Origin of the sequence: Mycobacterium sp. (genome assembly GCF_002863225.1) — a bacterium.
GTDB lineage: Bacteria > Actinomycetota > Actinomycetes > Mycobacteriales > Mycobacteriaceae > Mycobacterium.
Window position 1 is genome coordinate 130,359 of the sequence record NZ_PKEK01000041.1, and the last position, 15,232, is coordinate 145,590.

Consider the following 15,232-nt stretch of genomic DNA (forward strand, 5'->3'; position numbering starts at 1 on the left):
CCGGCCGCTGGTGCTCGCGGCGAGACCAAGATAGCCCGCTCGGCTGTCAGTGTCGCCCCAGCAACAGACGCCTGTACGCATTGCCCGACCGGGTCAATGATGTCAAGCCCGACACCTATTGACATAGATCCACACGGCGTGCCTAAGGGTGACCTTAGCCATACCCTGCGGTACGGTTCGCGGAGTCCGGCACCGTCGCCGGAGCCACACTTGCAATAGTCGCCCGCGGCAGCAATTCTGTTGCGCATCCGGGCCGAACGCGGCGACCGAATCTTTCTCACCGTCCCCAAGTCGAGAGGACAACGCATGGCATCCGTCGAAGGCCAGCAGCAGTCAACACCCCGTTTTGCGATCGTCGGTTACGCCGCACGCCTCCCTGGAGCCGCGAACGCCGACGAGTTCTGGGATGTGCTGCGCGAGGGCCGGGACGCGATCTCCGAAGTTCCCGCCGACCGGTGGGATGTCGACGAATTCTTCGACCCCGACCCCGACACCCCGGGCAAGGTCGCGACGCGGCGGGCGGGTTTCGTCGACGACGTCACAGGGTTCGACGCGCCGTTCTTCGGCATGTCGACGCGCGAGGTCAGGATGCTGGACCCGCAGCACCGGTTGCTGTTGGAGACGGCCTGGCGGGCGGTCGAGCATTCCGGAACTGCGCCAACATCTTTGGCGAATTCCAACACCGGTGTGTTCATCGGTTTGGCCACTCACGACTACCTGGGCATGGCGTCCGGAGAGCTGACGTTCCCCGAGATCGAGGCCTACATGGCGATCGGGACGTCCAACGCCGCCGCGGCCGGCCGGATCAGTTTCCGGCTGGGTCTACAGGGCCCGGCCGTCGCCGTCGACACCGCGTGCAGCTCCTCGCTGGTGGCCATCCACCAGGCATGTCAGGCACTGCAGCTCGGGGAGTGCGACCTGGCCCTGGCCGGTGGCGCGAACGTCCTGCTCACCCCGGCGACGATGATCACCTTCTCCAGCGCACACATGCTCTCGCCCGACGGCCGATGCAAGACCTTCGACGCGGCCGCCGACGGCTACGTACGTGGTGAGGGTTGCGGCGTCATCGTCATCAAACGACTCGAAGACGCGATCAACGACGGCGACCACATCCGCGCCGTCATCCGCGGCAGTGCGATCAACCAGGACGGCGCCTCGGGCGGCCTGACCGTTCCCAATGGTGTTGCGCAACAACGGGTTATCACCGACGCGCTGAAACGCTCCGGCCTCACCCCGGCCGACGTCGACTACCTGGAGGCGCACGGCACCGGAACGTCGCTGGGCGACCCGATCGAAGCGCAGGCCGCCGGCGCGGTACTCGGAGAGGGCCGCAAGGACGGCGCCCCGCTGCTGATCGGTTCGGCGAAGACCAACATCGGGCACCTGGAGGCCGCCGCGGGCATCGCGGGTGTCATCAAGGTGATCCTCTCGCTCGAGAACGAACTGATCCCCGCGCACCTGCACTTCGAGAACCCGTCGCCGCACATCCCGTGGGAGCGGCTGGCGCTCGAGGTGGTCAAGGAGGCCACCCCGTGGGAGCGCACCGACAAGCCACGCATCGCCGGCGTCAGCTCGTTCGGGTTCGCCGGCACCAACGCGCACGTCATCCTCGAAGAAGCACCCGCGCAAGTTGCGCCGGTGATCGACGCCCCGACCGACGAGGCCGCGGACAAGCGATTCCACATCCTGCCGGTCTCGGCCCGCACACCGGAAGCGCTGGTTCAGGTTGCCGAGCAGTACCGCGACTGGCTGAGTGCCAATCCGGACGCGACGCTGGCCGACGTCTGCCTGACCACCGGGGTGGGCCGCGCGCACTTCGAGCATCGGGCCGCATTGGTGGTCAACTCCAAGGAAGCTGCCGGCGACCTGCTCGGTGCAGTCGCCGACGACCGCCCGGCACCGGGCCTGGTGCGTGGGGTGTCTGATGCCGCGCCGAAAACCGCATGGTTGTTCACCGGTCAGGGCAGTCAGTACCCGGGCATGGCGCACGAGCTCTACCTCACCGAGCCGGTGTTCGCCGAGACCCTGGACCGTTGCGCCGCCGCGGTGGCCGACGTGCTCGAAAAGCCGTTGCTGGACGTAATTTTCGACATCGACGGCCCAGATGCCGAAGAGACGCTGAAGCAGACCACCTACGCGCAGCCGGCGTTGTTCGCGGTCGAGCTCGGGCTGGCCCGGCTCTGGCAGTCCTGGGGCTTCGAGCCGGCCGTGGTCCTAGGCCACAGTGTCGGCCAGTATTCGGCGGCATGCGTCGCCGGCGTGTTCAGCTTGGAAGACGGGGCGAAGCTGATGGCCGAGCGCGGCCGCCTCTTCGGCAGCCTGCCCGCCGGTGGCCGGATGGTCGCGGTGTTCGCCGCCGCCGAGCGCGTCGAGAGCCTCACCGACCAGTTCCCGAGTCTCTCGGTCGCGGCATACAACGGTGCGAACACGGTATTGTCCGGTCCCGCAGGCGATTTGGACAAGGCAGTCTCAACCCTTACTGCTGACGGTGTGCGCTGCGACTGGCTGGAAACCAGCCACGCGTTCCACTCGGCGCTGCTGGACCCGATCCTCGACGAATTCGAGAAGTACGCCGACGGCTTCAAATACGCATCGCCGCAACGGATTCTGGTCGACAACCGGACCGGTGCAGTGATCGGCCGCAGTCAGAAACTGGACGGCAACTACTGGCGCCGCCACGCGCGTCAGCCGGTCGAATTCGCCAAGAGCGTGCAGACGTTGTCTGAACTGGGTTGCAAGGTGTTGCTGGAAATCGGCCCGCAGCCGGTGCTCACCGCGTCGGCTCTGCGGGCCTGGCCGGACCCGGCGACGTCACCGCGGGCGATCGCGTCGCTGCGGAAGAACACCGCCGACCACCGTCAGATCACCGAAGCACTCGCCGACGCTTACGTCTTGGGGGCCCTGCCCGACTTCGGGGCGGTACAACACGGACCGGCACGCAAGCTCGACCTGCCGACCTATCCGTTCCAGCACCGCCAGTACTGGTTCCGCGAGAACCGCGAGCTGCCGACGCAGCAGTCGCACGTCACCTCGACCAGCGAAACGGTCCGCCTGCTCGAAGACGGCAAATTCGAGGACCTGGCCAAACTCCTCGGCGGAGCCGACGACAACGGCCAGACCGTCGGCGTGCTGACAAAGCTTGCGGCACAACACAATGCCCAGCGCAAGACCCAATCCATCTCCGATGCGCGTTACGAGTTCCGCTGGGACAAGGTGAACGCGGCGGCCCCCGCCGATCTGAGCGAGGCGTCGACCTGGCTGCTCATCGGCGAAAACGGCGACGCGGTGGCCCCGCTGATCGAAGCGCTGGCCGCCGCCGGTCAGCAGCACCGGATCCTTGGGTTGCCGGCCTCGGATGCCGAGGAGCAGGAGCTGACGGCAGCGTTGCGCGCCGCCGCCGACGAGTCGCCGAACCTGCGCATCCTGAACGTCGCCGCGCTCGAGAGTGACACCGTCCCGTCGCAGCGGTCGCTGCAGCGGGTGCAGCATCAGGTGCTGGCCGGTAGCCGTCGGCTTTTCCGTGCCGCGGCAGCCGCCGAACTGCGTGCGCCGATCTGGGTGATAACCCGTGGCGCACAACGAGTTACCGACGGCGACACCGTCTCACCGGAGCAGACTGCTCTGTGGGGATTCGGTCGCGCCGCCTCATTGGAACTGCCGCACCTGTGGGGTGGTTTGGCCGACTTGGCCGAAGGGACTGCCGACGAGTGGACGCGCCTGGTCAACCAGGTGACGGCCGAGGCGCGCCGCGAGGAGCAGTTCGCTGTTCGTGAGGGGTCGGTTTACGTACCCCGGCTGGTCCGGCGATCCGGTGCGCCGAGTTCGGCCCCGCTGGCATTGCGGGACGACGCAACGTATCTGGTGACCGGCGGCCTGGGCTCGATCGGACTCGAGATTGCCGGCTACCTGGCCGCGAACGGCGCCAAGCACCTGGTTCTGACCAGTCGTCGTGCGGCGAGCGAAGCCGCGCAACAGCGCATCGACGCGTTGATCGAGCAGCACGGCAGCGACATCCGGATCGTCTCGGCTGATGTCGCCGATGCGAACGACGTGTCGCGACTGCTGGCCACCGTCGAGTCCGATTTGCCGCCGCTGGCCGGCATCGTGCACGCCGCAGGCGAAATCGGCACCACCCCGCTGAGCGATCTGGACGACGCCGAAGTCGATCGGGTTTTCGCTGGAAAGGTTTGGGGGGCTTGGTATCTGAGTGAGGCCGCGGCGGGCCTGAAGCTGGACTTCTTCGTCACGACCTCCTCGATCGCGTCGGTGTGGGGTGGGTACGGCCAGACCGCCTACGGCGCGGCCAACGCCTTCCTGGACGGCTTGACCTGGCGACTTCGCGAGCAGGGGGTCGCCGGTGTCAGCGCGAACTTCGGTCCGTGGTCGGCTGGGATGGCCGACGAGGAGTCACGGGCCAAGCTCGCCAAGCGTGGCATCAAGACCCTGGCACCGGCCGACGCACTGGCGGGTCTGGCCGAGTTGATCGCGGTCGCCGGCGAGCAGGGTGCCGCACAGGGTGTGGTGGCCCGAATCGACTGGGCGAAATTCCTCCCGCTGTATCAGCAGGGTGGCCGCCGGGCATTCCTGGCCGAGTTGGAGCGTGAGGTGCCCAGCGCGGCACCGGCGACGTTGCCGTCCGGAAAGACCGAGCTGGTCGAACGCCTGACCAATGCGCCAGTGCAACAACGCCGCAAGCTCCTGTTGGACTTCTTGCGCGACGCGGTGGCCGATGTCACGCGGGTCGATCCCGCCGAGATCCGGGAAGACGCCGGGTTCTTCGACCTCGGGATGGACTCGCTGATGGCCGTCGAGTTGCGCCGGCGCATCGAGCAGGGGGTTGGCAGGGAGATCCCGGCGACGCTGGCGATGGACCACCCGCGGCTCTCCGACACGGTGGACTACCTGCTGCGCGACGTGCTCGATTTGGGCGAACAGAAGACCGGTCCGTCGCTGGCGGCCGCGGTGACTCGCACCGACGAGCCGATCGCGATCATCGCGGTGTCGTGCCGCTTCCCCGGTGCGCCGAACCCGGAAGCGTTCTGGGAGCTGCTGTCCGGCGGTGTCAACGCGATCCGCGAAGTCCCCGAGGACCGGTTCGACATCGACGAGTTCTACGACCCGGACCCCGACGTCGCGGGCAAGACCTACACCCGTTTCGGTGGATTCCTGGAGGGCATCGACGGATTCGATCCCGAGTTCTTCGGCATCTCCCCGCGTGAGGCGGTGTGGATCGAGCCGCAGCAGCGGTTGATGCTCGAAACCGTATGGGAAGGCCTGGAGCGGGCCGGTTACTCGCCGGCCGCGTTGCGCGGCAGCCGAACCGGTGTTTTCGCCGGCGTCGCCGCCAACGAATACGCGCACTTGTTGTCCGCGGAGTCGATCGACAAGATCGAGCCCTACTTCATCACCGGTAACGCACTCAACGCGATCTCCGGCCGAGTGGCGTTCGCGCTCGGATTCGAGGGGCCTGCCGTCGCGGTCGACACCGCCTGCAGCTCGTCGCTAGTGGCCGTGCACCAGGCCGTCCAGGCATTGCACTCGGGTGACTGCGATCTCGCGGTCGCCGGCGGTGTCAACGTCCTACTGAGCCCGGTGACCGTCGTCGCCGCCTCCCGCGCCCGGATGCTGTCACCGGTCGGTCAGTGCAAGACCTTCGACGCGTCGGCCGATGGCTATGTCCGTAGCGAGGGTTGCGGCATCCTGGTGCTCAAGCGGCTCAGCGACGCCGAGCGTGACGGCGACCGGATCGCCGCCGTGATCCCGGGCAGCGCGGTCAACCAGGACGGCGCGTCCAGCGGTCTGACCGTGCCCAATGGTGGTGCGCAGCAACGTCTCATCGCCACCGCCCTGGCTCGCGCCGGACTGTCCGGCGGCGAGGTCGACTACCTCGAGGCACACGGCACGGGAACCCCGCTGGGCGACCCGATCGAGGTCCAGGCGGCCGGAGCCATCTACGGCGGCTCCCGCGACGCCAACCGCCCGCTGCTGATGGGATCGGTGAAGACCAATATTGGTCACACCGAATCCGCCTCTGGCGCAGCGGGTCTGATCAAGGTCGTGCTCTCGCTGCAGAACAGTCTGCTGCCTCAGAGCCTGCACTTCGACAACCCGTCGCCACACATCCCGTGGGGTTCGCTGCCGGTGAAGGTCGTCGACAAGTCGACGCCGTGGGAAGCCAACGGCAGGCCGCGTCGGGCCGGCGTGAGCTCGTTCGGCTTCACCGGCACCAACGCGCACGTGCTGATCGAGGAGGCGCCGGCGGCGCAGCCGGTGATCGTCGACGAGCAACCGGCCGATGGGGCCGATGACGCTGTGGCAGCACTGGACTCGGGCGCTGCCGACTCGGTCAACGTGTTGCCGCTGTCGGCGCGCTCCGCGGAGGCGCTGGTCGAACTGGCCGAGCGGTACGGGTCCTGGTTGGCTGCCAACCCGGACGCCGACATCGCCCAGGTGTCGCTGACGGCCGGCGTCGGACGCTCCCACTTCGAGCACCGCGCCGCCCTCGTCGTCGACTCGGTGCACACCGCGAGCGCCGGTCTGGCCGACCTGGCCGCGGGCCAGTTGCGTCCCGGGGTGGTCCGGGGCGAATGCACCGACCGCCCGACCACGGCATGGCTGTTCACCGGGCAGGGCAGCCAATACCCGGGTATGGCGCGCGAATTGTTCGCTGCCGAGCCGGTTTTCGCCGAGACGGTGAAACGGTGCGCCGACGCCGTCGACGGGATCCTGGAGCAGCCGCTGCTGGAGGTGATCTTCGCCACCGACCGTGAGACGGGCGGCAAGGCAGGAGAGACGCTTAAGCACACGTCGAACGCGCAGCCCGCGCTGTTCGCCGTCGAGATGGGGCTGGCCCGGCTGTGGCAGTCGTGGGGCATCGAGCCGGATGTGGTGCTGGGGCACAGCGTGGGGCAGTACGCGGCGGCCTGCGTCGCCGGAGTGTTCAGCCTCGAGGACGGTGCCCGGTTGATGGCCGAGCGCGGTCGGCTGTTCGGCAGCCTGCCCGTGGGCGGGCGGATGGTGGCGGTGTTCGCCGACCCCAAGCAGGTCGAGCAGGTTGCCAGCGAGTTCCCGAAGGTGTCGGTCGGGGCGTACAACGGCCCCAACACCGTCCTGTCGGGTCCGGGAGACGACCTCGCGCAGATCGTCGACAAGTTCAGCGAGGAGGGGGTGCGCTGCACGTGGCTGGAGACCAGCCACGCCTTCCACTCGGAGCTGCTGGAGCCCGTGCTGGACGAATTCGAGTCGTTCGCAAGCCAATTCGAGTTCGCGACGCCCACGCTGCCGCTGGTCTGCAACCGAACCGGCGCCATCTTGACCGCGGAGACCCCGCTGGACGCCCCGTACTGGCGGCGGCACTCCCGCCAGCCGGTTCAGTTCTCGGAAAGCGTGCGCACCGTCGCCGCACTGGGATGCTCGGTGCTGATGGAGATCGGGCCGCAGCCCGTGCTGACCGGCGCGGCGGTGCAGGTCTGGCCGGAGCACCTGGCGGCGCCGCGGGCCATCGTGTCGCTGCGCAAGGGTGTGGGTGACCGGGGCCAGATTGCTGACGCACTGGCCAACGCTTACGTCAGCGGACACCGGCCGAAGTTCGAGGCGTTGCACGAGCGGCACGGTCGCCGGCTTGAATTGCCGACGTATCCGTTCCAGCGTCGGCGTTTCTGGCCGAAGAGCTCGGCGATCACCGTCGACGGTCCCGCGATGTCCGGATTGCTGGGCAGCGGAAAGGATCTCGCCTCCGGCGACTCGGTCTACACCAGCCGGCTGTCGGTGAAGTCTCAGCCATGGCTGAACGACCACGTCATCTACGGCACCGTCGTCGTTCCCGGCGCGACGTATGCCGCGATGGCTCTGGCCGCGGTTGGTACGCCGGCGCACGTCAAAGAGGTCTTCTTCTACGAGCCGATCATCCTGCCGGAGAAGGCGTCTCGCGAGGTGCAGCTGACGCTGAGCCCGCTCGACGAGGGCTGGAAGTTCCAGGTGCACAGCCGGCCCTACGGCGTGAAAGACGCCGAATGGTCGCTGAACGCCGACGGAACCGCGATCGCCGGCGCCGGAGAAGAGCCCGAGTCGACCGAACCCGCCGAACCGATCGACACGGCGATCGAGCGGATGGAGCGCATGCGTCCGCAGGAGCTGTTCGAGACCTTCGATGACATGGAGCTGCACTGGGGCCCGAACTGGTCCGGATCGCTGAAGTCGCTGTGGCTCGGCGACGGTGAAGCCATTGGCGACATCTCGGTCGGTGAGGAACTGACCGAGAACCTCGGCACCGAACCGATGCACCCGGTGCTGATGGACCTGTGCACCGGTGTCGCCTTCCCGGCGTTCCCGGCGCTGCGTGCCGCCGAACAGGGCGTCAACGGGCTGTTCCTTCCGCTGCGATACGAGCAGGTGACGCTGAAGGACAAGATGCCGCGCCGGTTCTACTGCCGGGCGAAGTGGCACACCAACGAGCTCGACAGCGAAACGCAGGTGTTCGACCTCGATTACCTCGATCGGGACGGCCGCAACCTGGGCGGAATCCGCGGCTTCACCGTGAAGCGGGCGCCGCGAGAGGCGTTGCTGCGCGGGCTCGGTGGCGACACGACCCGGCTGCTGTACACCCTGGGATGGCACGAGGTGCCGATCGCTCCCACCGAGGAAGCGACGACCCCCAGCGGTACCTGGCTGGTGGCCGGGTTCAGCGAATTGGCCGCCGCGCTGCCGGGTTGCATCCCGTTCGACCGGACCGGCGACTCCGAGCTGCTGGGTCAGGTGCTGGCGCAGGCCCACGAGAAGGGCATGCCGTACGCCGGCATCGTCTGGCGCAGCTCTGGGCGCAAGTCCGAAGAGTCGACCGCGGAGCAGATCTCGAGGCTGGAAGCCGAGGTCGAGAACCTGCTCAGCGCGGTGCACGCCGCACAGGCCGACAACTCGGTGAAACTGCCGGGCGGGCTGTGGATCGTCACCGAACGAGCGGTGGCCACCGAGTCGGGTGAGCCGGTCGACGCGGTGCAGGCTGCGCTGTGGGGGCTCGGGCGCACAATCCTCAACGAGGAACCCGGCCTGCGCAGCAAGCTGGTCGACGTCGACGGATCGCCGGAGGCCGTGAAGCTGCTGACCGGTCTGCTCGCGTCACCGATCGACGAGCCGGAAATCGCTGTGCGCCAAGGCAAGGCGCTGGCATCCCGGCTGCTGCAGTGGTCGCGTAGTGGTCACCTCAACGTGCCGCGTGCCGACGACTACGCCTTGCTCCCCACCGAGCGTGGCGCGATCGACAACCTGCGTCTGACCGAGAAGGAAGTGGAGGCGCCGGAACCGGGCTACGTGCAGGTGCGGGTCGAGGCCGCCGGTCTCAACTTCCGTGACGTGCTCAACGTGCTGGGCCTCTACCCGGGCGACCCGGGACCGGTCGGTGGTGACTTCGCCGGCACCGTCACCCAACTGGGTGAGGGGGTGAGCCATGTCGAGGTCGGTCAGCGGGTTTACGGCTCGATGCAGGGTGCTTTCGCCAGCCGATTCAACGTGCCGGCGCAGTTCCTGGCGCCGATCCCGGACGGGGTGAGCGCGGTGGAGGCCGCGACCATTCCGGCTGCGGCGCTGACGGTTCGGCTGTCGTTCGACTGGTCGGGGCTCAACCCTGGCGACAAGGTGCTGATCCACGCTGCCAGTGGTGGTGTCGGACTGGCCGCCATCCAGATGGCGCAACAGCACGGTGCCGAGGTCTACGCGACCGCGAGCACCTTCAAGCGGGCGACGCTGCGCAAGCTCGGTGTCAAGCATGTGTATGACTCGCGGACAACCGATTTCGCCGACCAGATCCTCGCGGACACCGACGGTGCCGGCGTGGACGTGGTGCTCAACAGCCTCACCAGCGAGGGGTTCATCGAGGCGACCGTGCGGGCCACCGCCAAGAACGGCCGGTTCGCCGAGATCGCCAAGCGCGACATCTGGACTCCCGAGCAGATGGCTGAGGCCCGGCCTGACATCGCCTACGAGATCGTCGCGTTGGACACGGTGATGTTCACCGAGCCCGACCGCATCCGCGACCTGCTCACCGAGGTGTCCGACGGGTTGGCCAAGGGGGAGTGGACGCCACTGCCCGCGGAGGTCTATCCGTTGACGGAGGCCAGGACGGCGTTCCGGCGCATGCAGCAGGCACGGCACATCGGAAAGATCGTGTGCCAGATGCCGACTCCGCTCGCGCCGCGACCGGATCGCACCTACCTGGTCACCGGTGGCCTTGGTGCCATCGGCCTGAGCACGGCGTCGTACCTGGCGCAGCGCGGAGCCGGTGACATCGTGCTGACCAGTCGGCGTGAGCCGGATGCACAGGCGCAGAAGACGATCGAGGAGATCACCGACCGCTACAAGACGCGCATCCACACCTTCGCGGCCGATGTGAGCGTGGAATCGGACGTCGAGAAGCTGCTTGAGCGCATCCGCGGTGAGCTCCCGCCGCTTGCGGGTGTCGCGCACCTGGCCGGTGTCCTCGATGACGCGCTGCTCAACCAGCAGGATCTGGACCGGTTCCGGACGACGTTGGCGCCCAAGGCGTTCGGCGCGTTCTATCTGGACCGGTTGACCAGGGACGAGAAGCTCGAGTTCTTCATCGTGTCGTCGTCGGTGTCGAGTCTGCTCGGCCCGCCGGGACAGGCCAACTACTCGACGGCCAACGCGCTGCTCGACGGTCTGGTCGCGGACCGCAAGGCCCACGGCTTGCCGGCCACCGGAATCAACTTCGGTCCGTGGGGCGGGGCGGGTATGGCGTCTTCGGAGGCCGCCAGCTCCAACATCAGTGCGCAGGGTCTGCTCCCACTGGATGCCTCGGGTGCCCTCGGCGCCCTCGCCGAAGTGGTCGCCAACGGAACCGGGCAGGCAACGGTGCTGAAGGCCAACTGGGCGCGGGCGGCGAAGGTGATGGGCAGCTCGCGGCCACCGATCCTGGATCTGGTGCTGCCGAGCGAGATGGCCGAAGTCGTCGACAGCGAGTTGCTCAAGCAGCTGCAGGAGCTTCCGGTGTCCGAGCGGGCGACGTTCATCACCGAGTTCCTGCAGCGCGAGGTGCAAGGCTTCCTGCGACTGGCTCAGCCGCCCGCAGCGACGAGCCGGTTCCTGGACCTGGGCACCGACTCGCTGATGGCGGTGGAACTCCGAAACCGGCTGCACAGCCAGTTCGGTGGCAAGTTCACGATCAACGCCACCGCGGTGTTCGACTACCCGACAATCGGCGGGCTGGGCGAGTACCTCGCGGCTCAGATGCCGGACTCGGACGGCGAACCCGCCTCGGAGGAGGCACCGGCCGAGGTGGCTGCGGAGCCGGCGGACGGTGCGGCTCCGGACGCTGCCGAGGGGCAGGCCGAGCCGGCCGCGACGTCGAACGGCTCGAACGGCTCGAACGGGGCAGTTGCACCGGCAGAATCGGCCGCCGAGTCGACATAGAGCGTCGAGATCGACGTTAGCGTGAGAAAACTCGAGAAGCCCTCGCGCTAACGTCGATCTCGTTGCAAGCCGCGGCGGTTCAGTCGGCGACGCGGAACATCGCGTTGACCTTCGTCGGCTGAACCCGCACCACCAGCTCGCCGGGTACGCCGTTGCGGCGCCCGAACTCCTCGGCGCGGTCCGCGCCCATGTAGCGGCCACCGATTCGCGTCGCGATGTCGAGCAGGTCCCCGGCGCCGTCGTAGGTGGTGGCGATGCCCTGGACCTGGACGAACGAGAACGGCGGACGCGGGTCGTCCACGCAGATCACCACGCGTGAATCTCGGCTCAGCGCACGGCCTTTCGCGCTCGCGGCGCTGGTGTTGAACACCAGCTGGCCGCCGTCGATGATGAACCACACCGGCGCCACCAGCGGTCGACCATCCGACGCCAGGAACCCAAGCATCCCGGTGCGAGTTCCCTTCGAGAGGAACTCGACCACTTCCGGTGTCAGGTCAGCCATGTCGGGTCTTACAGGGTGACGACTTCGTATTCGTTGACCTGGTCGATCAGTGCGTGCAGCTGATCCTGCGACGACCCCAGGGTGTGATCGATCGCGGTGAGCCGCGCCGCATAGTGGCCGACCGGGTACTCGTTGGTCATCCCGATACCGCCGTGCAGCTGGATCGCCTCCTGGCTGATGTGGCGTCCCGACCGACCGATCTGCAGCTTGGCGCGTGCGGCGATCACCGGATCGAGATTGCCGTTGGCAACGGACACGCCGGCGTAGAGGTTCATGCTGCGCGCCAACTCCAGCGACACGTACATGTCGGCGGCCCGCTGGGTCAACGTCTGGAACGTGTTCAGGGTGACGCCAAACTGCTTGCGCTGCTTGAGATAATCGGTCGTCAACCGCAACGCTTCCTCCATGGCACCGACCGCCTCCGCGCATAGCGCGGACTGGATGCGCACGACGCCGTTGCTGATGGCCTGCGACGCGTCGACCGCATCGCCGAGCGGTTCGCCCGCCGCGTTGTCGAGGTCGATCTGCGCGCCGCGTAGACCGTCGAAGGTGCGGTACGGGTGGCGGGTGACGGCATCACCGTCGACCAGGAACAGGCCTACACCGCCGTCGGGCAGCTTCGCGCTGACGATCAGGGTGTCGGCCGAGTCGCCGGCCAGTACCGGGTTCTTCTTCCCGGAAAGAACCCATGAATCTCCTTGCTGCACAGCCGTCGTCGCGACCTTGTCGTGCGACGTGCCGCGGGCGCCGGGCTCCAGGTGTGCGAATGCGAGCAGCCGCTCTCCCTCGGCGACCTCCGCGAGGAGTTCCTTCTGGGCGTCGGTGCCGATCTCGGCGACGATCGCGCCGGGTCCGAGCGCGGCGTGTATGACGGGTTCGGGCGCCAGCCGCCGACCGATTTCGGTGAGCACGGTGATCACTTCCAGCTGCCCGGATTCGTCGGGGTCGAATCCCAGTCCGAGGATGCCGGTTTCGGCCAGTTGCTTCCACACTTCCCGGCTCCAGCCCAGCTCGGATTCGACGGCTTTGAGGCGGCTCTCGACGTCGTAGCTCCGCGACAGCAGCTCACGGGTGGTGTCGCGAAGCAGCGTCTGCTCTTCACTCAGTTGAAAGTCCATGTCAGTTCCTGCCTTACAAGCCGAGGATGGTCGACGCGATGATGGTCCGCTGAACTTCGTTGCTGCCGCCGTAGATCGAAGTCTTGCGGTAGTTCAGGTAGTGCGGCGCGCTGCCCTGTGCCCAGGACGGCGAGGCGATGTCGTGACCGGCGTCGAACGGCAGCGAGTCGGGGCCTGCGACCTCGACGAGCAACTCGGTGGCGATCTGCTGCAATTGGCTGCCCCGCAGCTTCAGCACTGACGACGCCGGGTTCGGCTTGCCCTCTTTGGAACCGGACGCGACCCGCATCTGGGTGAGTTCCAGTGCGAGCAAGTCGTTTTCGGCCTCGGCGACGCGGGAAGCGAACAGCGGATCGTCGAGCAGGCCGTTTTCGGCGGCACGCTTTTTCACGTCCGCGAGCTTGACCTTGGTGCGACCGATCTGCGCGATGCCGGTGCGCTCGTTGCCCAGCAGGAACTTCGCGTAGCTCCAACCCTGGTTCTCTTCACCGACGAGCTGGTCGGCGGGAACGCGGACGTCTTCGAAGAAGACTTCGTTGACCTCGACGCTGCCGTCGATCAATTTGATCGGACGCATCGTGATGCCTGGGGTGTCCAGATCGATGAGCAGGAAGGAGATTCCGGCCTGCTTCTTCGGTGCCTGCGGGTCGGTGCGCACCAGGCAGAAGATCCAGTCGGCGTACTGGCCGAGCGTGGTCCACGTCTTCTGCCCGTTGACGACGTAACTGTCGCCGTCACGCAGCGCGGTGGTACGCAGCGACGCCAGGTCGGAGCCGGCTTCGGGCTCAGAGAACCCCTGGCACCACCAGATGTCCAAGGCGGCGGTGGGCGGCAGGAAACGTTCCTTGATCTCCTGGGACCCGAACTCGGCGATGACGGGGCCGACCATCTTCGCGTTGAAGTTCAACGGCTCCGGCACCGAGGCCAGCTGCATCTCGTCCAGCCAGATCTGATGCTGGGCCGGCGTCCAGTCTTTGCCGCCCCATTCGACAGGCCAACTCGGTACGGCCAGTCCGTGCTCGTTGAGGATTTTGTGACTGGTCGCGATGTCATCGCGGTCGAGCCCCTCACCCGAGCGGGTGCGCTCGCGGATCTCCGCCGGGATCTTCGTCGTATAAATCTCGCGTAGCTCGTCGCGGAAGGCGGCTTCGTCCTTCGTGAGCGCCAGTTGCACGGCAGTCTCCTCTAGCTGGGTCGGTCGTACCTGTGTTGCACGTTATCCGCCTGTTCAACCAACCAGTCAGGCGGCTCGACGCTGAATCGTTCATGCACAGTCGCGCGTTGATCCACAGCGGAGCCGTGACGGGCGTTCTCACAGCGCCGCGACGGTGGCCGGCGGCCCTACCGTCGCCGCATGCGAACAGAACTGCCTGCCGAACGACTGCACCGGCGACTCGGCGCCCAACCGAGCTCGGAGGCGCGGTCTGAGCATGACGCCGAGGGCGGCGACGATGCCGACAGCGACCCGAACTCGCTGCTGCCGCGCTGGCTGCCAGAAGGCGCGACCCAGGACGGCAGCTGGTTGGCCAAGGTCCGCGCCGATCCCGGCCGCGCCGGTGCCGTCGCGCTGGCCGCGGTCGCGGCGGTGGCCGTGCTCATCACCATCTTCACGTTGATGCGCGAAGACCGCGCACCGGTGGCATCGGCCAAGCTGCCGCCCGTCGACATGGCGGCGACGGCGAGCCGAAGCCAGAGCCCGGCTGCGCACCCGAACCAGCCGGTGGTGGTCAGCGTGGTCGGCCTGGTACACACCCCGGGGCTCGTCACGTTGGCGCCGGGGGCGCGGATCGCCGACGCGCTGAAGGCGGCCGGCGGCACGACCGACGGCGCCGACACCATCGGGCTCAACATGGCCCGCCAGGTCGACGACGGCGAGCAGATCGTGGTCGGCATCGCGCCGGTCAAAGGGCAACCCACCGTGTTGGGAAGTTCGGTGAGTCCGGGTTCGGCCACGCCTGGTCCGACCAGTTCGGCGGCCAGCCCCGCCAAGGGTGGGCAGGTGGTCAATCTCAACACCGCCACCGCCGAGCAGTTGGACACTCTGCCCGGTGTGGGGCCGGTGATGGCGAAGGCGATCGTGGCGTGGCGCCAGGCGCACGGGAAGTTCACCAGCGTCGACCAGTTGGGTGAGGTGGACGGTATCGGCCCGGGCCGGCTGGAGAAGCTTCGTCCACTGGTTCGTGTCTGAGTC

The 15,232-nt window shown here is 67.6% G+C and carries 5 protein-coding genes; 2 read left to right on the forward strand and 3 right to left on the reverse strand.

The window, feature by feature from the left end:
- Positions 1-306 precede the first annotated feature (306 nt).
- A complete protein-coding gene (locus tag CYU59_RS13020) occupies positions 307-11,421 on the forward strand; it encodes a type I polyketide synthase (RefSeq protein ID WP_292990006.1) in 11,115 nt (3,704 codons plus the stop codon).
- A 79-nt stretch (positions 11,422-11,500) separates the two neighbouring features.
- On the opposite strand, the gene CYU59_RS13025 is transcribed toward CYU59_RS13020, so the two are convergent.
- From CYU59_RS13025 to CYU59_RS13035, 3 genes are read right to left on the reverse strand one after another with little or no spacing between them, the layout of a single operon-like run.
- Positions 11,501-11,923: a PPOX class F420-dependent oxidoreductase gene (locus CYU59_RS13025; protein ID WP_292990009.1), complete on the reverse strand. Its 423-nt coding sequence runs from the start codon at positions 11,921-11,923 to the stop codon at positions 11,501-11,503.
- Between the two features lie 8 nt (positions 11,924-11,931).
- The gene (locus tag CYU59_RS13030) at positions 11,932-13,041 is read right to left on the reverse strand and encodes an acyl-CoA dehydrogenase family protein (protein ID WP_292990012.1); all 1,110 of its coding nucleotides are present in this window, start codon (positions 13,039-13,041) and stop codon (positions 11,932-11,934) included.
- A 13-nt stretch (positions 13,042-13,054) separates the two neighbouring features.
- Complete coding sequence (locus tag CYU59_RS13035; protein WP_292990015.1) at positions 13,055-14,215, reverse strand: acyl-CoA dehydrogenase family protein; 1,161 nt, start codon at positions 14,213-14,215, stop codon at positions 13,055-13,057.
- 180 nt (positions 14,216-14,395) lie between these two features.
- On the opposite strand from CYU59_RS13035, the gene CYU59_RS13040 reads away from it, so the two are divergent.
- A complete protein-coding gene (locus CYU59_RS13040; RefSeq protein ID WP_292990018.1) occupies positions 14,396-15,229 on the forward strand; it encodes a ComEA family DNA-binding protein in 834 nt (277 codons plus the stop codon).
- Positions 15,230-15,232 lie beyond the last annotated feature (3 nt).